Origin of the sequence: Roseibium sp. FZY0029, assembly GCF_036350355.1 — a bacterium.
In the GTDB taxonomy this organism is placed as follows: domain Bacteria; phylum Pseudomonadota; class Alphaproteobacteria; order Rhizobiales; family Stappiaceae; genus Roseibium.
On sequence record NZ_JAZDVZ010000001.1, the window covers coordinates 37,368 to 55,900 of the forward strand.

16 protein-coding genes are annotated in these 18,533 nt (G+C 59.7%); 6 read left to right on the plus strand and 10 right to left on the minus strand.

Features of this window, described 5'->3' with window-relative positions; all coding sequences use genetic code 11:
• The first annotated feature begins 68 nt into the window (after positions 1–68).
• Entirely contained in the window at positions 69–1,034 is a 966-nt protein-coding gene (locus V1T76_RS00190) for a LysR family transcriptional regulator (RefSeq protein WP_330558617.1), read from the plus strand.
• A gap of 67 nt (positions 1,035–1,101) precedes the next feature.
• Here the strand turns inward: V1T76_RS00190 and V1T76_RS00195 are convergent, their stop codons facing one another.
• Positions 1,102–2,613 carry a malonate--CoA ligase gene (locus V1T76_RS00195; RefSeq protein ID WP_330558618.1) on the minus strand — a complete coding sequence of 504 codons (1,512 nt, stop codon included), beginning with the start codon at positions 2,611–2,613 and terminating at the stop codon, positions 1,102–1,104.
• 253 nt (positions 2,614–2,866) lie between these two features.
• On the opposite strand from V1T76_RS00195, the gene trhA reads away from it, so the two are divergent.
• Complete coding sequence (trhA, locus tag V1T76_RS00200) at positions 2,867–3,520, plus strand: PAQR family membrane homeostasis protein TrhA (protein WP_330558619.1); 654 nt, start codon at positions 2,867–2,869, stop codon at positions 3,518–3,520.
• A gap of 64 nt (positions 3,521–3,584) precedes the next feature.
• Here the strand turns inward: trhA and V1T76_RS00205 are convergent, their stop codons facing one another.
• Complete coding sequence (locus V1T76_RS00205; RefSeq protein WP_330558620.1) at positions 3,585–4,322, minus strand: L,D-transpeptidase; 738 nt, start codon at positions 4,320–4,322, stop codon at positions 3,585–3,587.
• 148 nt (positions 4,323–4,470) lie between these two features.
• Between V1T76_RS00205 and V1T76_RS00210 the strand changes: the two genes are divergently transcribed.
• Both V1T76_RS00210 and V1T76_RS00215 read left to right on the plus strand, forming a co-directional pair.
• Entirely contained in the window at positions 4,471–5,538 is a 1,068-nt protein-coding gene (locus V1T76_RS00210) for a dipeptidase (RefSeq protein ID WP_330558621.1), read from the plus strand.
• A gap of 375 nt (positions 5,539–5,913) precedes the next feature.
• Positions 5,914–6,681 carry a GntR family transcriptional regulator gene (locus tag V1T76_RS00215; RefSeq protein WP_330558622.1) on the plus strand — a complete coding sequence of 256 codons (768 nt, stop codon included), beginning with the start codon at positions 5,914–5,916 and terminating at the stop codon, positions 6,679–6,681.
• 93 nt (positions 6,682–6,774) lie between these two features.
• Here the strand turns inward: V1T76_RS00215 and V1T76_RS00220 are convergent, their stop codons facing one another.
• From V1T76_RS00220 to V1T76_RS00240, 5 genes are all read right to left on the minus strand, one after another.
• Positions 6,775–8,400 (minus strand): ABC transporter ATP-binding protein, encoded by a 1,626-nt coding sequence (locus V1T76_RS00220; protein ID WP_330558623.1) that lies wholly within the window; start codon positions 8,398–8,400, stop codon positions 6,775–6,777.
• A gap of 10 nt (positions 8,401–8,410) precedes the next feature.
• Positions 8,411–9,538: an ABC transporter permease subunit gene (locus tag V1T76_RS00225; protein WP_330558624.1), complete on the minus strand. Its 1,128-nt coding sequence runs from the start codon at positions 9,536–9,538 to the stop codon at positions 8,411–8,413.
• A gap of 13 nt (positions 9,539–9,551) precedes the next feature.
• A complete protein-coding gene (gene oppB / locus V1T76_RS00230; RefSeq protein WP_330558625.1) occupies positions 9,552–10,475 on the minus strand; it encodes an oligopeptide ABC transporter permease OppB in 924 nt (307 codons plus the stop codon).
• A 107-nt stretch (positions 10,476–10,582) separates the two neighbouring features.
• On the minus strand, positions 10,583–12,169 hold the full coding sequence (locus V1T76_RS00235; protein WP_330558626.1) for a peptide ABC transporter substrate-binding protein: 1,587 nt from the start codon (positions 12,167–12,169) through the stop codon (positions 10,583–10,585).
• 222 nt (positions 12,170–12,391) lie between these two features.
• Positions 12,392–12,874, minus strand: a complete 483-nt coding sequence (locus V1T76_RS00240) for a BA14K family protein (RefSeq protein WP_330558627.1) — start codon at positions 12,872–12,874, stop codon at positions 12,392–12,394.
• A gap of 204 nt (positions 12,875–13,078) precedes the next feature.
• Here V1T76_RS00240 and V1T76_RS00245 point away from each other — a divergent pair, with 204 nt between their 5' ends.
• Both V1T76_RS00245 and V1T76_RS00250 read left to right on the plus strand, forming a co-directional pair.
• Entirely contained in the window at positions 13,079–14,890 is a 1,812-nt protein-coding gene (locus V1T76_RS00245) for an ABC-F family ATP-binding cassette domain-containing protein (RefSeq protein ID WP_330558628.1), read from the plus strand.
• Between the two features lie 219 nt (positions 14,891–15,109).
• Positions 15,110–15,772, plus strand: coding sequence for an FAD-binding oxidoreductase (locus V1T76_RS00250; RefSeq protein ID WP_330558630.1), 663 nt, complete (start codon positions 15,110–15,112; stop codon positions 15,770–15,772).
• 208 nt (positions 15,773–15,980) lie between these two features.
• Here the strand turns inward: V1T76_RS00250 and V1T76_RS00255 are convergent, their stop codons facing one another.
• The 3 genes from V1T76_RS00255 to fabF all read right to left on the minus strand — a co-directional run bounded on the left by V1T76_RS00255 (position 15,981) and on the right by fabF (position 18,468).
• A complete protein-coding gene (locus V1T76_RS00255) occupies positions 15,981–16,559 on the minus strand; it encodes a GNAT family N-acetyltransferase (RefSeq protein WP_330558631.1) in 579 nt (192 codons plus the stop codon).
• Complete coding sequence (locus V1T76_RS00260) at positions 16,556–17,113, minus strand: helix-turn-helix domain-containing protein (protein WP_330558632.1); 558 nt, start codon at positions 17,111–17,113, stop codon at positions 16,556–16,558. Before V1T76_RS00260 ends, V1T76_RS00255 begins: the two co-directional genes overlap by 4 nt.
• 92 nt (positions 17,114–17,205) lie before the next feature.
• Positions 17,206–18,468 carry a beta-ketoacyl-ACP synthase II gene (gene fabF / locus V1T76_RS00265; RefSeq protein ID WP_330558633.1) on the minus strand — a complete coding sequence of 421 codons (1,263 nt, stop codon included), beginning with the start codon at positions 18,466–18,468 and terminating at the stop codon, positions 17,206–17,208.
• Between the last annotated feature and the right edge of the window lie 65 nt (positions 18,469–18,533).

Here is an 18,533-nt window from a genome sequence, read left to right on the forward strand (position 1 = left end):
TAGCGCGGCCCGGTAAATAAACAAAATTCCTAGTTTTCATTCAGTTCATGAAATGCTTTCATAAACCCATGATCCCGCGCCTCGCCCTCCATCACCTGACCCTTCTTTCCGCTCTTGGCGAAACCGGCAGCATGACCGCGTCCGCCACGCGTCTCGGCGTCACCCAGTCGGCTGCATCGCACCGGTTGCGGGAGGCTGAGCGGCGGCTGGGTGTGGTTCTGGCGCGGCGCGCGGAACACCGAATCGAACTGACGCCCGAAGGCGAACGCCTGCGCCACCTTGGCGAGACCTTTCTGGGAGAGCTATTCCGCCTGGAGCAGGATCTCGAAGCTTCAGCGCGCGATGCCAAGACCCTTGTGCGTCTCGGGCAGGCCACCTACAGCCGCTATCACTGGTTTCCCGCGTTCCTGAAGTATCTGGATCAGGCCGACCCGAAACTGTCGGTCGACCTCTCGTCGCGCGCGACCGCGCACCCGCTGGCTTCGCTCATCGAAGGGTCCGTGGACGTTTCGCTGGTCTTCGGCCGCGAGCCGGCGCTTGCGTCGCTGCGCGCAGTCAAGCTTGGAACCGATCCGATTGTCGCGGTACTGGCGAGTAACCATCCGCTGGCGGCCGAGCCGGTGGTCAACAGCGAGAATATGGGCGACGAACGTTTCTTTGTTTATCCGCTGACGGCCGAACCCGGCTTCGACTGGACGACCCTGCTCGGCACCCCAACCCAGCCCTTCCGGCGGCTGACGCCAATGCCGACACCGGAAGCGGTGATCGATCTGGTGCGCGCCAAGTTCGGCGTTGCCATTTTCAGCAAGTGGGCGATCGAACCTGAGCTTGCAGATGGAACGCTGGTTTCCCGTCCGATTGCCGAAGGGGGTGTATCAGTGGACTGGTGGTGCGTTCGACGTGTCTCCGACCCGCCGGACAGTCCGGCTGGACGCCTCTCCACGGCGCTGACCACCTGGAGCCACCAGACAGACCGAGCCTTGTCGACGCTTGCCTTCGGCGGCAACGGCCCCGTAGCAGATCTGAAAGACTGAACCAAACCGGAGCGAAACCGGGTTCTGTACCCAGAAAGCCACGCCCTCACCCGATTTGGCGCCGGCCTCAGCCGAAATCGCCGCTGAACTGGTCCCGCAACACGTTCTTCTGGATCTTGCCCATGGTGTTCCGCGGCAAGGCCTCCAGAACGTGGACCTTCTTGGGCTGCTTGAACTTTGCAAGACGGTCGTTCAGGGAGGCCTGGACAGTATCCTGCTGCAGCTTCGCACCAGGCTTCGGGGCGAGTACGGCAACCACCGCTTCCCCGAAATCGGGATGCGGCACGCCGATGACCGCGCTTTCGGCCACGCCCGGCAGTTCGTCCAGCAGCGCTTCGACCTCCGCCGGATAAACGTTGAAACCGCCGCTGATGATCAGATCCTTGGACCGGCCGACGATGGAGACATATCCATCCTCGTCGATCCGCCCCATGTCGCCAGTGATGAAATAGCCGTCCGCCCGAAATTCCTGAGCCGTCTTTTCCGGCATTCGCCAATATCCGGCAAAAACATTGGGACCCTTGATTTCGATGATGCCAACCTCGCCGTTGGGCAAGGCCCGGCCGGTTGTGACATCAACCACACGCAGGCCGACACCGGGCAATGGAAACCCGACCGTGCCTGGCCTTCGGTCGCCGTCATAGGGGTTGGACGTGTTCATGTTGGTTTCGGTCATGCCGTAGCGTTCCAGGATCGCGTGTCCCGTGCGCTCGTAAAACTCCTTGTGTACTTCCGCCGACAGTGGGGCCGAACCGGAAATGAACAGGCGCATGTGGGCTGTTAGCGTGCGGGTGAACCTGTCGGATGCAAGCAGCCGCGTGTAGAACGTCGGAACGCCCATCATGGAGGTTGCCTTGGGCAGGGCTGCAAGTACCTGATCCAGATCGAACTTCGGCAGGAACAGCATCGATCCGCCCGCCATCATCAGGCAGTTTGTGGCGACGAAAAGCCCGTGGGTGTGGAAAATCGGCAAGGCGTGCAACAGCACGTCGTCTGCCGTGAACCGCCAGTATGTCACCATGGTCTGCGAATTCGACGCCAGATTTCCGTGCGTGAGCATCGCGCCCTTGGAGCGGCCCGTGGTGCCGGATGTATAGAGAATGGCGGCCAGATCATCGTCTTCGCGCGGACGGTTTTCGTAGTCTTTCGGCATACCGTCTGCCAGATCCGGGAGGCTGCCCTGCCCGTTCTGGTCGATCGTGTGAAGTCTTGCCCCAGCCTTTTGTGCGGTTCCGGCCAGCACATCCGCCTTTGCCGGGTCGCATACGAAGACTGCGGGTTCCGCGTCACCGACAAAATACCCGATTTCAGCAGGCGTATAGGCGGTGTTCAATGGCAGGAATACGCCGCCGGCCCGGATCGTCCCCAGATAGAGCATCAGGGCTTCCGGTGTCTTTTCCACCTGAACGGCAACACGGTCGCCTGGCTTCACGCCAAGCTTTTGCAACGCGCCGGCATATTGCGCGGAACGCGCCAGCATGTCCGCATAGGAGACCTTGCCACCGTCGACCGTTTCGAGAAAAACCTTGGACCGGTCCGGTATGTAGGCGGTCAGGGCGTCAAAGAGATGGTTCATCATCGCAGCGTTCCGAAATGGCGGACAATCAGGAGTGAGGTATTTGATACCAAAGGTGCCCAAATTTAAAGCAAGTCTGCGAATATTGGGCAAGTCCGGGGAAATGCGGCAATCGACATCATGCATTCACAAAAGTTTTGCGGCATGCTTCACGGATCTGCACCGCAGTGTGCAAATCTGCTTCGTCAAATTATCAGCACCTTCAGCTGCGATGATCTGGACAACAAGGCCGCACTGCAAACTACAGGGAAACTTGATGCCGACGACGAGACCACAGACATTTGCCGAATTCGTCGCCGACGGCGCTGTTCATGTCATCGGCATCGGCCTCGGCCTGACGGCAACCGTAGTTCTGGCAGTCGCGCTCTGGAACGCAGGCGATCCGGCGCGGCAAATCACGGTTATGATATACGCCGCCTGTCTGATGGCGATGTTGATCTGCTCCGCGCTCTACAACATGCTGGCAAAGGATCAGAAAACGGGCATTTTGAGGCGCCTGGACCATGCGGCAATCTTCCTCCTGATCGCGGGCACCTACACGCCCCTTGCGGCCATGATCATTGGCGGCTGGACCGGCGGCGTGCTGCTGGCGGTGGTGTGGACCGGCGCACTTGCGGGAGCCATCGTCAAGCTGGCCCATCTGACCGGCCTTGATCGCCTCACCGTTCCCATCTACCTCGCGCTCGGCTGGGTGGTCGTTTTTGCTATCAATCCGCTGATCGAAAAAGCGTCGGCATTCGGGTTCTACATGATCCTGGCCGGCGGGCTTCTCTACACGATCGGGACAGCGTTTTACGCCTGGAAGCGGCTGCCGTTCCAGAACGCGATCTGGCACGCCTTCGTGCTGGCCGCAGCCGTTTGCCATTTTTCCGCGGTCTTTCACGACGTCGCTCTGGCCGGGGCGGCCTGACGCCCGGCAACAAAAAAGGCGGCTCCGACCGGAACCGCCTTTTCCATTCAAGATACGACAGCACTTAAGCGTCCGCGTTGGGATCCTTGCTGAGCACGATCACCTTCGTCTGAAGCGGCACCCGGCTGAAGAGGTCGATGACGTCCTGCTGCCACATGCGGATACAGCCCGAAGAAACGCTTTTGCCGATGGAGTTCGGCTGGTTGGTTCCGTGAATACGGTACAGCGTGTCCGTGGAGCCTTGCCACAAATCCATGGCGCGCGCGCCGAGCGGGTTCTTCAGTCCGGGCGGATAGCCCTTCTCCCAATAGCGCTCAAGCGACGGCTTGCGAGCGATCATTTCCCGTGGAGGGCGCCAGATCGGGTGCGGGCGCTTGACGCGGATCTTTGCTTCGCCCGACCAGGCGAAACCGGCCTTGCCCACACCAATGCCGTAGCGCAGCGCCTTGCCGTTGCCGAGCGTCCAGTAAAGGAAGTTGTTGTAGGGATCGACAATGATCGTCCCCGGCCGCTCGCGGGTCTTGTACTCCACGATCTGCCGCCAGTATTTCTGGTCGAAATTCTTGTAATTGATGGCCGGCCAGGTGAAATCGCCATCAGGCAACGCTGCATAGGCTGCCGCATAGTCGAATTCCTCGTCCGGCAGATCTGCCTGGTCCGGCAGGCCGACCAGCCCGGCAGACTGACACCCTGCAAGGCCGGTTGCCGTCAACAGCAACCCGGCAGCAAGAAAGCCGCGCCGGTTGATCGCGCCGGCTTCTGGCACGCGGTCAACGTTGAGCGGCGAATTGGAACGCTTCATGAGACCTCCACAAATTCTGGCTCCTTCTTGAGACAGGTTTTCAACAGTTGCAAGTCACATTCGGCGAACTGCCTTACATTCTTCAGATGAATCCTTAGATTATTCCCTGCCGACCTTCCTCGGCCCACCCCACACCCAAGGTCCTTCCGTGCAGACAAACGTTTCAAAGTCGCCCTTTCCCGTGTTCGATGGTCACAACGACACGCTCCTGAAACTCGAAATCGAAGCCATAAAAGGCAACGAGCGCAGCTTTTTCGACCGGTCCACAACCGGCCATCTCGACATGGTGCGCGCGCAGGAGGCCGGATTTGCCGGCGGGCTTTTTGCCATGTTCGTCCCTTCCAACCCAGAACAGGACTTCACACGGCCCTTCAACCCCAAGGATGCCGCCAACTATCAGCCCGTGCCGCAGAAGAGCGCCTATGATTTCACCAGGCGAATGCTGGAACGGGCAGAAGAGATCGAAGCCCAGTCGGAAGGCAATGTCGTCATTTGCCGGACGCCGGACGAGAATCGTACCGCGGTCGAATCCGGCCAGATTGCCATCAGCCTTCACATCGAAGGTGCCGAAGCCATTGACACCAATCTCTATGCACTCGAAGAGCTGTATGGCCGGGGCCTGCGGTCGCTCGGCCTTGTGTGGAGCCGCGAGAACGACTTCGGATACGGCGTGCCGATGGCGTATCCGGCTTCGCCCGATATCGGACCCGGCCTGACCGGAGCGGGGCGTGACCTCGTGCGCGCCTGCAACCAGCTCGGCGTCCTGCTCGATGTGTCCCACCTCAATGAAAAAGGCTTCTGGGACCTTGCGCGCATCACCGACCGGCCGATCGTTGCCAGCCACTCCAATGTCCATGCGCTCTGTGAAAGCAGCCGCAACCTGACGGACAAGCAGCTAGATGCCATCAAGGAAAGCGGTGGCCTCGTCGGCATAAATTTCCACGTCGCCTTCCTGCGCAAGGACGGCGGTCATTCGCGCGATACGCCGCTCTCGGTCCTTGCCGATCATGCAGCCTACCTGGTGGACCGCCTCGGCGAGGACAGCGTCGCGCTCGGCTCGGATTTCGACGGCTGTGTCCTGCCGCGCGATATCGGCGACGTCACCGGCCTGTCGCGCTTGATGGAAGAGTTTGACGCCCGCGGCTTCAACTCGCAGCTTCTGGAAAAGGTTGCCTGGAAGAACTGGATTTCGGCTCTGGAAAAAGCCTCCGCCTGAGCGGTTCCGCCTCCGCTCGATCCTTGCTCCAGCGGTCCTCGCAAACTTGTTACCGCGCGTAAAGAGTTAGAGATTGCATTTGCAGGCAGGCAGAGAAACAATGCATTTATTGTTATTTTTGGCAGTCGTCTGAATGCCAGATCCGGAATAGCATCCGAACTGCACGCCCACACACCACTTTTGCAGGTGGGACAAGATGCAGAAAGGTGCCGGTGTTCTGGCGATTGCGCGTGATTGGCACGTCCCATTGACCGTTCCTTCGCCCTGCGAATGACCGGATGGAGAGAAAACACGAGATTGCGGCTGGTAACGTATACCCGCTGCAGTCTTTCTTTGTGTTGCCATTTAGACGCGATGCCAGCGGGGGGCACCGACGTGAATGTATTACTTACCGCGGACCGACGTTCGGCAGTTCGCGGAGATAACCTGGGAAAGCGGGCACGCAAGTCCGACGCTGTCTATCAGGACCTCAAGCGCAAGATCCTCACCGGAGAAATGACCTCCGAAAGCCCGATTACCGAACAGTCCCTTGCCCAGGACTATGGCTGTTCGCAGAGCACGATCCGGGAAGCGCTCATGCTGCTTCAGGAATGCGGTCTCGTCGTTCGCCGCGGCTATCAGGGAACGTTCGTCACCGATCCAAGCCCGCTTGAGGCTCGGCTCATGCTGAAGCTTCGAATCGACATCGAGACGACAGGCATCGTGGAGGCGGTGAAATATGTCTGCGAAGAGCAGATAAGCGACCTTCTGGTGCTTGAAGAGCAGTTCGAGGCCTGCCACGAAAAACGGGACGTGTTTGGTTGCGCCGAGATCGACCGCTCCTTGCATCTGACCCTTTTCAGAATTGGCCAGATGCCCGTTCTGGAGCCGATGCTGGTCAGGACCTTCATGATCCTGCAACGGGTCATGCTATCAGAAGCGCGGTCAGAAGAATCGTGGGCCGCACCTAGTGTGACCCGGCACCGGACAATCATCGACGCACTGGCCGCGCATGATGTCGACGCTACGCTGAAGGCGTTGAAGTGTCATATCCTGTCGAGTGCCGTCAATCTGGCGCCGCACATCTACGGTGCGGATATCATGCAATTGCACAACCAGGTCGAAGCGTTGCCCGTACAGGCCATCGGTCTCCAGAAGATCTGAAAAGGTGGTGGCACGGTTTTGGACGTTCAACCGTTTCCGATTGAACGTCCAATTGTCTTGTCGTGCGTTTCCTGATGTGCAGAAAACCGCCGGTCAGGCGGTTTCCATCATCTGCTGCTGCGTCAGCATCGCGGCGCCAATCAGCTCTTTCGTATAGTCGCATTTCGGCGCTTCGAAGATCGCATCGGCCGTTCCCGCCTCGACCACCTTGCCCCGCTGCATGACCATCACCGTGTCGGAAATCGCACGCACCACCGCCAGGTCATGGCTGATGAACAGATAGGTCAAGCCGTGGGCTTTCTGCAAATCGCGAAGAAGCTCCACCACCTGCTTCTGGATCGTCCGGTCGAGAGCCGATGTCGGCTCATCGAGAACGACAAGCTCAGGCTTCAGAACCATGGTGCGGGCAATCGCGATACGCTGACGCTGTCCGCCCGAGAATTCATGCGGATACCGATTGCGCATTGCCGGGTCGAGAGACACCTCCTCAAGCGCCTGGCAGGCGCGCTCGTCGCGCTGGCGCCCATTGAGCGATGGCTCATGCACCATCAGCCCTTCCGAAATGATCTGGCCGACGGTCATGCGCGGCGACAGGGAGCCGAACGGATCCTGGAAAATAAGCTGCATATCCTTGCGCAGCGCACGCATCTCCGCGCGGCTCTTGCCGGTGATCTGCTGGCCATGGAAGACCACCCGGCCACCGGCCGGCAGCAGGTTCAGGACGGCGCGGCCCAGGGTGGATTTGCCCGAGCCGCTTTCGCCAACAATCCCCAGTGTCTGCCCCTTGCGCAGCGAGAAACTGATGTTGTCGACGGCACGCAGAACATGCCTGGGCTTCAGGAAGCCGGAATCGAGTTCAAATTCCACCGCGACCTTCTGCGCTTCCAGAAGAACGGGCGCGCTGTCCGGCACCGGCAGCTTGTGTCCCGTCGGTTCGGCATCCAGCAGCATCCTGGTATAGGGGTGTGCAGGCCGGTTGAAGATCTGGCCGGTTTCGCCGTTTTCCACCACCTCACCTGTTTTCATCACATAGACCCGGTCCGCGATGCGCCGGACGATGCCCAGATCGTGGGTGATGAAGATGACCGCCATGCCGAGCCGCTTTTGCAGATCCGCCAGAAGGTCCAGGATCTGTGCCTGTGTGGTGACGTCGAGCGCGGTCGTCGGCTCGTCGGCAATCAGGACGTCGGGATCGTTGGCAAGCGACATGGCGATCATCACGCGCTGGCGCTGGCCGCCCGACATCTCGTACGGATAGGCATTGATCTTGCGTTCCGGCTCGGGAATGTTGACGAGCTTCAGCAGGTCGAGTGCCTTTGCCTTTGCCGCCTTCCAGGACAATCCACCGTGAACCACCATGGGTTCGGCCAGTTGCCGGCCGATGGTGTAAAGCGGGTCGAGGGATGTCATCGGCTCCTGGAAGATCATGGTGATCTTGGCACCGCGGATCTTGTTGAGCTTGCCCACCGGCAGGCCGAGGATGTTTCGCCCCTCGTAGATCACCTCGCCGCGCGTGCGCCCGTTGGAGGCCAGAAGGCCCATGGCGGCCATCATGGTCTGGCTCTTGCCGGAGCCGCTTTCTCCCACGATCGCGACGGTTTCACCCGCCTGCACATGAATATCGACACCCTGCACCGCATTGACGGTGCCCGTCGCGGTTTCGAAGTCGACCTTCAGATCCTTTATGGAGAGCACCGTTTTCTTGGTTTCGCTGGTCATGGTCTTCACCTCACCGGTCCTTCGGGTCCAGGGCATCGCGCAGGCCGTCGCCGATGAAATTCAGCGCGAACAGGGTCGATGTCAGGAAGATGGAGGGGAAAATCAGCATCCAGGGTGCCCCTTGAAGGTTGCGGGCCCCTTCGGAAATCAGCACGCCCCAGCTTGTCATCGGCTCCTGAATGCCGAGACCCAGGAAGGACAGGAAGCTTTCCAGCAGGATGACCTTCGGAACCAGGAGGGTCATGTAGACCACGACGGGACCCAGCGTGTTCGGAATGATGTGCCGGCGCACGATACCGCCGTCGGCAACGCCGAGCGCTTCGGCCGCCTGCACATATTCCTGTCGCTTGATGGTCAGTGTCTGACCGCGCACGATACGGGCCATATCCAGCCATTCCACCGCCCCGACGGCGATGAACATCAAGATGAAATTCCGGCCGAAGAACACGACCAGCATGATCACGAAGAAGATGAAGGGCAGAGAATAGAGGATATCGACAACGCGCATCATCATCTGATCGATACGGCCGCCGAGATATCCGGACGTCGCTCCGTAAAGAACGCCGATGGAGATCGCGACGAAGGTTGCCAGAAGACCGATGGTCAACGACACGCGGCCTGCAATGAAGGTCCGTGTCATCATATCACGGCCATTGGCGTCGGTGCCGAAGTAGAAATGCATGAAGTTGATATCGGCCCTGACCGTTGCCGATTTGTTGTCGGCAGACATGTCGGTCAGCTCGGTGTTCTTGAACAGGTCGCTGCGGTCGAAATAAAGCACCGACCGGGGGTCGATGTCCCGGCTGGAAGTCACTTTCGCGACGATCGTGTCGCCTTCGCGCTCGAAGGTCTCCACCTTTAGCCGCGCCCGCTTGGCGGAAGACATGAAACCGGGTTCGACCTGTTCGGCCTTCGGATAGGCCTCGAGGCTGGCCGGCACCTTCACGTAGTCACGATAGACGGTGTCGTAGTGATGAGCGGACAGGATCGGGCCGAAGACGGAGATCAGGCCAATCGTCAGGAGCACGATGATGGAGGCGACCGCCGCGCGGTTGGCGAGCAAACGGTCGCGAGCGTCGTCCCACAGGGAACGCCCCTTTGCGGGCGCTCCGGTGGATGATGTTGCAGTGAGGGTCACAGACGTCTCCTCCTCAGTCGTAGCGCACACGCGGATCGAGCAGCGCATAGAGCAGATCCACGAGGAGATTGAACAGGATGACAAAGCAGGCAACGACGACAACCGTGCCCATGACGAGCGTGTAGTCACGGTTGAGAGCGCCCTGCACGAAGTAGCGGCCAATGCCCGGGATGCCGAAGATGGTTTCGATCACCACCGATCCGGTGAGCAGCGCAGCCGCGGCCGGGCCAAGATAGGAAACGACCGGCAGGATCGCACCTCTGAGCGCGTGCACCACGACAATCATGTACGACGTCAGCCCATAGGCCCGCGCCGTGCGCACATGGTTGGACCTGAGGGCCTCGATCATCGAACCGCGCGTCAGACGCGCCACGACGGCGATCTGCGGCAAGGCCAGGGTCACGACAGGCAGCACCCGGTTGACGAAGGCGCCACCGTTCCAGCCGCCGACCGGCAGCCATCCCAGCCACACGCCGAGGATCAGCGTCAGGATCGGCGCCACCACGAAGTTGGGGATGGTCACGCCCAGTGTTGCCGCCGCCATGATCGAATAGTCCGCCGGCTTGTTCTGGCGCAGCGCAGCCGCCACGCCGAGGACACCCCCGACAATCAGCGCAAGGCAAAGCGCGGACAAGCCCAGCTGGATGGAGATGGGTAGACTTTCCGCGAACAGCTCATTGATCGAGAAGTCGCGGAAATAGAAGCTTGGACCGAAATCCAGACGGGCGACGCTCTGCAGGTACAACAGGTACTGGTTCCACAGCGGCTCGTTGAGATGATAGATCTTGTTGAGGTTCTCCATCACCTTTGCTTCCAGCGGACGTTCCAGATCGAACGGTCCACCCGGCGCGATGCGGATCAGGAAAAAGGAAATCGTGACAATCAGAAACAGCGTCGGGATTGCGCCGAGCAATCGTCCGAAGACATAGCGGAGCATAGGCCTTGCCTTTGTCGTTAAACGGCGGTCTTTCGGTCAATCTTGATTGATTGATGCCGCCTTGCAAGAACCGGCAGGGAATCCCTGCCGGTCTCGATGTTGTCAGGTTATTCGGAGATGCTCATCCAGCGGGACGGATGGATGTTGAGAAGGTTGTCCTCAAATCCCGCCACCTTGTCGGAGACCAGGTTCATGGAACCGTAGTACATCATCGGAATGAACGGCAGGTCCCGCATGAAGATCTCTTCGGCCTTCTTCAGGATGTCCGCACGCTTCTCCAGATCCACCGTGACGGCCGCTTCATCCATGAGTGCATCGTACTCAGGATTGTTGTAGCGGGCGTAGTTGAAGCCGTCGTTGTCGCTCTCGACCATGAACAGGAAGTTCTGCGGGTCGGAGTAGTCGCCGATCCAGCCGGCGCGGGCAACGTCGAAGTCCTGACGGTCACGCAGCATGGCGTAATGCGTCTTGGTGTCGGTGTTGATCAGCTTCACGTTGACACCAAGAGGCTTCCACATGTCGGCAATCGCGACTGCCGTGTTCTTGTGGTTTTCCGACGTATTGTAGTTGATCGTCAGCTCGACAGGATTGTCCGGGCCGTAGCCGGCGTTTGTCAGAAGTTCGATCGCTTTTTCTTCGCGGTCGATCTGGGACATGTCCTTGTAGTCGGCATAGGCCGGCTCGCCATAGTTGCCGATGCCCGGCGGCACGAAGGAATAGCCGGCGACCATGGTGGAGCCCCAGATTTCATCGGCCAGGAACTCACGGTCGATTGCCATGGACAGGGCCTGGCGGACGTCCGGGTTCTTCAGGACTTCATCTTCATGGTTGAGGGCATAGTAGTAGGTGCCCAGATACGGAGCCACGTGGAACTGGTCGCCCAGGTTCTCACGCATGAAGGCAACCTGCTCGGTCGGTGCATCGTTGTTGGTATGCAGCTCACCAGCCTGGAACCGGCGCAGAGCCGCGCCGCGATCTTCCGTCGGATAGAAGAAGACGGTGTCGATCTTCACCTGATCGGCATCATGGAAGTACTCGTTCTTGACTGCCTTCACATGGGCGTTCGGCACGAACTCGGCCAGGGTGAAGGGCCCGTTGGTGACAATGTTTTCGGCCTTCACGAAATCGGAGCCGAATTTTTCAACGGAGGCCGGATGAACCGGAAGGCCGGTCTGGTGGCCCAGAAGGTCAATAAAATACGGTGTCGGGGCTTCCAGAGCGATCTCGAGCGTATGATCGTCAAGCGCTTTCACGCCGAGGTCTTCCGGCTTGGCTTCACCCTTGTTGACCTTTTCCGCGTTCAGGATCGGATACAGCACGTTGGCGTATTTGGCGCCCGTTTCCGGGTTCATGATACGCTGGAGCGAATAGACGAAATCGCCGGCAACGACCGGATCGCCATTGGACCACTTGGCATCGTCGCGCAGCATGAAGGTGTAGGTCTTGCCGTCGTCGGAAACCTTCCACTCGGACGCCACGCCCGGAATGATCTGGCCATCGGCGCCATAAGCAACCAGGCCTTCGTAAAGATCGCGCAGGATGTGAGCTTCGTAGGTTGTGGAGGTCTTGTGCTGATCCAGGGTTTCCGGGTCAGCAGTGTTGCCGCGGTGGTAGACCACCTCTGCAACCGCAGTGATAGATGTAGCAGCCATCAAGGCAGCCGCAAGCGCTGTTACACGCATGGACTTGAACATATCGCTCTCCCCTCTTGGGTTATAGTTGAAGCAAATGGAACGATGGGTCACAAGATTCCACGCTCTTTGCGAGCAATCAAGCATCCCCCAACGGCACGTTCCAATCTTTGACACAAAAAGGCGATGTTTTTGCTCTTTTTTTGATTCAGGCGGAAAATTTTTTCGCAAATTTACTGCGCGGTCAAATATTTTGACCTCGTCGTGCGAAATTTTGTTTCAAACCTAGCGGCAAAATCGATATTTTCCGCTATGGGCCAGATACATCCCCGTGTTCGGGTTAAAAGACTTGAATTTCCGCGCACAATAAGCGGTCCACTGAGGAGTGAACGGAGCCAGGCCGGTCTTGGTATAAGGCACACGCTGCGGTTGTCCACGGTAGCGCGGCGGGTTCACATAAACACGTGACCTGTAAGGATAGGCCCTCATGTCATAGGGGTGATAATAATAAGGAGCCCCATAGGGACGATAGGGCGGCCCGTAGAGACCATAGGGTGCATAGAAAGCGCCACCGCGATATCCGCGATTGCCAAAACCGAAGCCAATGCCGACGCCGTTGAAATAAATACCGTCGGCACGTGCCGGCGCCGCATCGGTCAAGCCGGCAAACGCTCCTGCCAGACAGAGTGCGGCTGCGGTGAAAAAGGTCCGGATCCGCAAGCGGGCGATGCCGCGGCGTTCACGTTTCGCCAGTTTCAGGTCAGACATGATGCTCTCTCCTGTCGGCGCACGTCATGCGCCTGTTGGTCGCCCCTGTCCACGTGCCGGCAAGAATATCCCATTTGACAGGCAAAATCTCTCTGATCCCGATCAAAAATACAGGACGTTCTTTCCAGCGCCGCTTGCGCGGCAAACGCGCGGCCAGTAAACCGAGCGCCGATCCGACATTCCGACCGGGAAAACAAGACCCTCATGGCTCCACCGCTGCTGACACTCCGCGACGTTCATCTGACCTTTGGCGGCACACCGCTGCTGACCGGCGCAGAGCTTTCCGTTTCCGAAGGGGAACGCATGTGCCTGGTCGGCCGCAACGGCTCGGGCAAATCGACCCTGTTGAAGATCGCAGCCGGCATGGTGGAGATGGACAAGGGCGAACGGTTCTTCCAGCCGGGCCGTACCGTGCGCTATCTGCCGCAAGATCCGGACCTTTCGGCCTATGCGTCCACTCTGGAGTATGTCAACGAGGGGCTGACGGAGGGCGACGATCCCTATCGCGGCGCCTATCTTCTGGAAGTTCTCGGTCTCACCGGCTCGGAAGATCCGAAGTCGCTTTCAGGCGGCGAGGCCCGCAGAGCCGCCCTCGCCCGGACGCTTGCGCCCGAACCGGATATCCTGCTGCTTGACGAGCCGACCAACCACCTGGACCTTCCCGCGATCGAATGGCTGGAACAGGAGCTCAAGAGCCTGAAGTCGGCCCTCGTGCTGATTTCCCACGACCGCCGCTTCCTGGAAAACCTGTCGCGCACCACGGTCTGGATCGACCGCGGCATCGCCCGGAGGCTCGACAAGGGCTTTGCCCACTTCGAGGCCTGGCGCGACGAGGTGTTCGAGCAGGAAGAGATCGACCAGCAGAAACTGGCGCAGAAGATCAAGCGCGAAGAACACTGGATGACCTATGGCGTCACCGCCCGGCGCAAACGCAACATGCGCCGGGTGCGCGAGTTGGCGGACCTGCGCAAGCAGAAGCGCGAACATCGCGGGCCGCAGGGCACCGCCAAGCTTGCCGCCACGGATGCCGAAGTTTCGGGCAAGCTGGTGATCGAAGCCAAAAACATCTCCAAGACCTATGGCGATCGCGCCATCGTCAAGGACTTCTCCACCCGCATCCAGCGCGGCGACCGGGTCGGCTTCGTCGGCCCGAATGGTGCCGGCAAGACGACGCTCCTGAAGATGCTGACCGGCGAGCTGGCACCGGACACGGGCACAAGGCGGCTCGGCACCAACCTGGAAATGGTGACGCTCGACCAGAAGCGCGAGAACCTCAATCTCAACGACACGCTGTCGTCCGTCCTGACCGGCGGGCGCGGCGATACGGTGGTGATCGGCGACGAGACCAAACACGTGATGTCCTATATGAAGGACTTCCTGTTTTCGCCGGAACAGGCCCGCACGCCTGTGGGCGTGCTTTCAGGCGGTGAACGGGCACGCGCCATGCTCGCCCGGGCACTGGCCAACAAGTCGAACCTGATGGTGCTCGACGAACCGACCAACGACCTCGATCTGGAAACGCTCGACCTGCTGCAGGAACTGCTGGCCGACTATCCGGGCACGGCGCTGATCGTTTCCCACGACCGCGACTTCCTCGACCGGGTGGCGACCTCCGTCATCGTTTCGGAAGGTGATGGCCTGTGGCGTGAATATGCCGGGGGCTACTCCGATATGCTGGCCCAGCGGGGCGAAGGTGTGACCGCCCGCAAGGTGGACAAGTCTGCACCGGCGAAAAAGGAAAAAGCTTCTGTCCCGGAGGCATCGCCGCAAAAGCCTCAGGCGAAATCGAAACTGAGCTTCACCCAGCAGCATCTCCTGAAAACCCTGCCGGAGACGATCGAGAAGCTGGAAGCGCGTCTGGAAACTCTTCAGGCGGAAATGAACGACCCGCAGCTTTACGTGAAGAACCCTGACAAGTTTGCCAAGATCTCCCAGCAAATTACTGATCTCACAGCTGAAAAAGATGCTGCAGAAGAGCAGTGGCTGGAGCTGGAAATGCTGAACGAGGCAAGCTAGCGGAGCGGGCCAGCCAGTCGTCTTCACAAATTGATTCAAGTTCGCGCCGTGGCCTGAAGCGGAACCAGAGCACCGCTTCAGGACAGCTCGTGCAAACGATGGCCCGCCTGCCGAGTGCCCCCTCCCCAACCGGAATGCGGATGATGAGGCATTTGATCCTGGGGGGAACTCTCCGCCCCCTTTCCGCGTTTCCTCCACGAACAAGAAGGAGACGCACAGATGCATAAGGCGACCATTCTCAAGATCGAACAGGTCACGCACGACGTGAAACGCTTCCGTCTTGTCGAGCCGGACGGATTTGATTTCAAAGTCGGCGACGCCACCGAAATTGCGGTCGACGAGGACGGTTGGCGGGAGGAAACTCGCCCCTTCACGATGACCTCGCTGCCGGAAGAGCGCACGCTTGAGTTCACGATCAAGGGCTACCCCGATCATGACGGCGTGACGGAACGCCTTCACAAGCTGAAGGAAGGCGACACCGTTCTGATCGATCAGCCGTTCAAAACCTTCCGCTACGATGAGCCCGGCGTGTTTATTGCCGGCGGTGCCGGCATCACGCCGTTCCTTGCGATCTTCCGGGATCTTGAAAAGAAGGGCAAGCTGGACGGTAACCAGCTTATCTTTGCCAACAAGACCTCTGACGACATCATCTACCGTCAGGAGCTTGAAGCGATGGACGGTCTGAAGGTGGACCACGTGCTGTCGGACGAAGATACCGCAGGCAGCCACCATGGCATGGTCGATGCGAGCATGATCAAGGACCTTGTGCCTGATCTCGACCGTCACTTCTATCTGTGCGGACCGCCGCCGATGATGGACGCTGTTCAAGAGGTGCTTGAGAACCTGGGCGTCAAAGCCAAATCGGTCGAGTTCAGCGACTAAGCGAAATAGGCGTCTCAGTTCGACTGATCCGCGCTGAGCGCCTTGGTTGAGAATGAAATACAAAGAAGACCCGGGCCGTACACGGCCCGGGTCTTTTTTCATCTTAAGGCCGCCCGTGAACATTCCTCCCCTCCGCATTGACGGGGAAGACATCAATTCAGGGCATTTATCCGGTCGGTGTTTGTGCCGCTGAAGGAAACGCCCAGCCTTAGCGCAGGTCCTTGTAGAAGACGGTCGTCGCGTCCAAATGGCCATGGCTGTTGTAGGCATAATCCGGAATGATGCCAGCCTTCTGGTATCCGCAGGTCGGGTAAAGCTTTTCCGCCCTGTCTCCGGTAACAGTATCCAACACCAGCATCCAGCGGTTCACAGACATCGCGAGCCCGTCGATAGCTGTCATCAGCTTTCTGGCAAGTCCCTTTCGGCGGTGGTCCGGATGGACCATCAACTTGGCGACATCCGCCCGATGAGGCTGGTTGTCCGCGCCTGCCTTCACCAGCATCACGACACCGGCAATCTCCGGGCCATGACGGGCAGCGAGCAGAAAGGCTTCGCCACTCTCAATAGCCGGCAGTTTACCGTCCCAGAATGCTTCCGCCTTTTTCTGGGGCATTGGTAGAATAAAGCCAATCCCAGCGCCATCTTCAACACATGCTTTCAGCAGCTGCCCCAACTCAGAAAGGGAGCTGCGAACCTCGTCCGCGGACATCAGATAGACAGGGGCATCAGGCACGAACGGCTGAGGTTGACCAGAAGCGGTTGCGGCAGCGGTTTCGGAAAGGGTCATGGCGTGATCACCGTCAGGAAATAGCGTGCCGGCACCGTGCCGGACGCATGAAAGCTGTTGGGAGCATTGAGGCGAAACCGGAGCGCATCCCCGGGGCCCAGATCGTAGATGTCCGGACCGATGACGAGCTGCAGGTTGCCTTCCAAAAGCACAAGCTGATGTTCGAGATCCGGCACAGGTGGCGCGGCATAGGCAACGGTCGCACCGGCAGGAATGCAGCCTTCGATCATTGCCCCGCGGTAACCGCTGGCAGCAGGTGTCAGGGTACGCCGTGTGTAACCGGTCTCCGGGTCCGTCCAGACGGCCTGGGCTTCCCGGGGGACAAGGCGTTCAACTGTTGAGGAAGCAGATCCAAAGAGTTCGGCCATGGGAAGCCCGAATGCAGCGGCAAGTTTGCCCAGCACGTTTGCTGTCGGGCTGGTGTCACCCCGCTCGATCCGCGAGAGGGTTGCCCGGCTGATACCGGTACGTTCGGCCAGCTCTTCCAGCGGCCAGTTTCTGGCCCGGCGAAGGTCGGTCAGCCGCCGGGCAAGATCTTGATCAAGGTTCGACATCAGAGAATCCCATAAATGAGATTTTTCTCATATATGGGATATTCCGTTTCGCCAAGCTCAAAGAATAAGCAAGGTCTGTCAGCCCTTGAGAATTACACCTTCGAGAACACCGCACTGGCATTCACGCCACCAAAGCCAAAGCCGTTGGTTAGGATGTGATTGACGTCGCGGGCAATGGCCTTGCCGGGGATCATTTCGAACCGGCTCATGGCCTCGTCTGCGGCTTCCAGGTTGCGAGACGGCGGCAGCAGGCCGCTCATCAGCGCCTTGACGCAGGCAATCGCCTCAACGGCGCCGGCCGCTCCCAGCAGGTGGCCGAACATCGACTTGGACGACGACACCGCCAGGTCCTTGCCACGGTTTTCGAACAGTGTTGTCAGCGCCGCGATCTCGGCGGCATCGCCCACAGGCGTCGACGTGGAGTGCGCATTGACGTAGCCGATTTCACCGGCAGAGAGATTGGCTGTCGCCAGGGCCTGGCGCATGGCCCGCAGGCCGCCCTCACCGTCCGGCGAGGACGCGGTTACATGATAGGCGTCAGCGCTGGTGCCGTAACCGGCCAGTTCGGCCAGGATAGTAGCACCACGGGCGGTCGCATGGTCCAGGTCCTCCAGGATGAGGATGCCGGCGCCCTCGCCCATGATGAAGCCATCTCGGTCCTGGTCAAATGGCCGGGATGCATGGGCCGGATCGTCGTTTCGTTTGGACGACATGGCCTTTGCGGCACAGAAACCGGCATAGGAGACCTTGTCGATACAGGCTTCCGACCCGCCGGCAACCATCACGTCGGCTTCTCCGGACCGGATGATGCGGGCGGCGTCGCCAAGGGCCTGAAGGCTGGCGGCACAGGCTGTCACCGGCGCGCCGATCGGCCCCTTGAGCCCGTGACGGATAGAGACCTGCCCGGCGGCGAGATTGGCCAGGAACGACGGCACCAGAAAAGGCGATGCGCGGCGCGGGCCTTTTTCGTCGACCAGCCGGGTTCCGGCGGTCATGGCCGGAAACCCGCCAACGCCGGTCGCAATGATCGTACCGGTTCGTTCCTTGTCCTTGTCGGACTTCGGCTCCCAGCCGGCATGGGCAAGCGCTTCCTGAACCGCGCCCATGGCGAAGTGAATGAACCGGTCGGAACGGCGCTGTTCACGCGGATCCATCACCGCATCGACATCAAAGCCGTGCGCGTCTTCCGCCTTGGAGGGAACCTCACCCGCGATCTGGCAGGCCAGATCGCTCGCGTCGAAGTGGGAGATCCTGCGGATGCCGTTGTCCCCATTCGTTACCCGATTCCAGAAAGCGTCTACCCCGGTGCCCAGCGGGGAAACGATCCCCAGTCCTGTTACGACCACACGCCGCATGTCTTACCTCGCATTGGTTTGCCAGCGCCCCCGCCCCGGCAGTTAAGATGTGTCGAGGCGGTTTG

Bases quoted from the DNA above. Each gene is read 5' to 3' on its own strand.
- V1T76_RS00190 (WP_330558617.1), top strand. From the start codon at position 69: ATGATCCCGCGCCTCGCCCTCCATCACCTGACCCTTCTTTCCGCTCTT.
- V1T76_RS00195 (WP_330558618.1), bottom strand. From the start codon at position 2,613: ATGATGAACCATCTCTTTGACGCCCTGACCGCCTACATACCGGACCGG.
- trhA (WP_330558619.1), top strand. From the start codon at position 2,867: ATGCCGACGACGAGACCACAGACATTTGCCGAATTCGTCGCCGACGGC.
- V1T76_RS00205 (WP_330558620.1), bottom strand. From the start codon at position 4,322: ATGAAGCGTTCCAATTCGCCGCTCAACGTTGACCGCGTGCCAGAAGCC.
- V1T76_RS00220 (WP_330558623.1), bottom strand. From the start codon at position 8,400: ATGACCAGCGAAACCAAGAAAACGGTGCTCTCCATAAAGGATCTGAAG.
- oppB (WP_330558625.1), bottom strand. From the start codon at position 10,475: ATGCTCCGCTATGTCTTCGGACGATTGCTCGGCGCAATCCCGACGCTG.
- V1T76_RS00235 (WP_330558626.1), bottom strand. From the start codon at position 12,169: ATGTTCAAGTCCATGCGTGTAACAGCGCTTGCGGCTGCCTTGATGGCT.
- V1T76_RS00240 (WP_330558627.1), bottom strand. From the start codon at position 12,874: ATGTCTGACCTGAAACTGGCGAAACGTGAACGCCGCGGCATCGCCCGC.
- V1T76_RS00245 (WP_330558628.1), top strand. From the start codon at position 13,079: ATGGCTCCACCGCTGCTGACACTCCGCGACGTTCATCTGACCTTTGGC.
- V1T76_RS00250 (WP_330558630.1), top strand. From the start codon at position 15,110: ATGCATAAGGCGACCATTCTCAAGATCGAACAGGTCACGCACGACGTG.
- V1T76_RS00255 (WP_330558631.1), bottom strand. From the start codon at position 16,559: ATGACCCTTTCCGAAACCGCTGCCGCAACCGCTTCTGGTCAACCTCAG.
- V1T76_RS00260 (WP_330558632.1), bottom strand. From the start codon at position 17,113: ATGTCGAACCTTGATCAAGATCTTGCCCGGCGGCTGACCGACCTTCGC.
- fabF (WP_330558633.1), bottom strand. From the start codon at position 18,468: ATGCGGCGTGTGGTCGTAACAGGACTGGGGATCGTTTCCCCGCTGGGC.